2 protein-coding genes are annotated in these 1704 nt (G+C 42.7%); both read left to right on the top strand.

The features are described 5' to 3' along the window. Positions 1-74: 74 nt before the first annotated feature. The gene (locus tag EKM81_RS11015; RefSeq protein WP_125651613.1) at positions 75-749 is read left to right on the top strand and encodes a helix-turn-helix domain-containing protein; all 675 of its coding nucleotides are present in this window, start codon (positions 75-77) and stop codon (positions 747-749) included. Beyond that, a complete protein-coding gene (locus EKM81_RS11010; RefSeq protein WP_125651611.1) occupies positions 746-1639 on the top strand; it encodes an IS3 family transposase in 894 nt (297 codons plus the stop codon). The genes EKM81_RS11015 and EKM81_RS11010 overlap by 4 nt, the downstream gene beginning before the upstream one ends. Positions 1640-1704 lie beyond the last annotated feature (65 nt).

Genomic DNA, 1704 nt, shown 5'->3' with positions numbered 1-1704 from the left:
AGAATGCAATAATCCCTTTATGGTTGTCAGATGAAATACAATAATTCATTTGATGATTACGGAGGGATTTTTGTATGTCCAAATCTAAATTCACAGCACTGGAAAAGCTCAATATACTTAAAGATTACCAAAAGTCAAATCTGCCAATATATGCGTATGCGAGGCAGCACGAAGTCAGTAGACATACACTTAAAAGATGGTCGATGCGTTACAAAAGAGATGGGATTGAAGGTCTTGAAGAAGCTAAGACATACCTTCACTACAGCAAGGAGTTGAAACATACCGTTGTCCTTGCCTATCTAAATGGAGAAGGCACATTTGAAGAAGTGGCCGATAAATATGGATTACGTCAAATGACTCAAGCAAAAGCATGGGTCGACAAGTATAATGGAGATAAACTTTTGACGGCATCACCGTCCAGAAAGCAGGTCCCCAGTATGCCTAAGAAAACAACTTTTGAAAAACGAATTGAAATAGTTGAGTACGTGGTCAAGCACAAACATTCATACACTGAAGCTGCAGAGCACTTTCAAGTTTCATATCAACAAGTACGTTCTTGGGTGCTTAAGACCAAGAATGGTGGTTATGAGGCCCTCATTGATAACCGTGGCCATCACAAAGATAAGTCTGAATTGACTGAGCTCGACAAAGCAAACCTTCGCATTCGCCAACTAGAGGCCGAGCTTAAAGACAAAGAATTGGTGGAACAATTCGCAAAAAAATTGCTGGAACTTCAGCACAAGGGGTGAACAAACAACATCGGCTGGCTTACAACGTAATCAAAGAGCTCAGTCAAGGCAAGCATGGTGCCCTCACCAAGTTATTAGCCGTTGTCGGCGTAAGCCGACAAGCTTACTATAAAGGATTAAAGCGTAAAGAAACCGCTTGGGAAGTCCGCAATCATCAGCTCCAAGAGCGGGTACAACACTGGTTTGATCTCCACCGTCAAGGTATCGGCGCTGGCAATCTTCTAGTGAATCTTCAACATGACGAGTCAATTACCTTTGAAGTTACGCATAAGATGATTCGGCGAGTGATGCGAGAATTGGGTTTAAGATGTCAAATTCGAATCAAGAAACACAGCCGTCAAAAAGCAAGTGAACAATACGTTCAAGACAATGTCTTGAACCAGCACTTTGAAACAGATGCACCTAACAAAGTTTGGTTATCAGACTCAACGGAATTGAGATTCGGTCCAAACGGCGAATATAAGACTCGACTGAGTGGCGTTCTCGATCTCTATGGTCGTCTTCTCTTGTCGCACCATCTCAGCATTACGGAAACATCAGCTGCAGAAATAGAAGTATTCCAACGTGCATTTGATCGTGTCGGAAAAGTTCATCCAATGATTCATACAGATCGCGGCTCAGCTTACACATCTGGCGCCTTTAACAACTTTCTTGCCCGTTATGATGTGACTCGCAGTATGTCTCGGCCAGGCACACCATACGATAATGCGCCGATAGAACGATGGTGGAACGAATTCAAGTTGCGCTGGATGGATCGTCATCCGATGGCTAAAACTTATGAAGAACTCGTGAAGTTAGTTGAAGAAGGTATTGAATACTTCAATCACCACAACCGCTCAGCACAAAGAAACGGCCTCACTCCAGATGAATACTGGAATGAAGCCGTTTAGAGACAAATTCAATTTTATATTATTTCATCTGTCAACTTGACAGGGCATAGTGCAGAATTGCTCGG

It is taken from the genome of Lapidilactobacillus gannanensis (assembly GCF_003946675.1).
In the GTDB taxonomy this organism is placed as follows: domain Bacteria; phylum Bacillota; class Bacilli; order Lactobacillales; family Lactobacillaceae; genus Lapidilactobacillus; species Lapidilactobacillus gannanensis.
The sequence above is the reverse complement of the archived record's forward strand: the minus strand, read 5'-3'. Positions and strand labels throughout refer to the sequence as shown.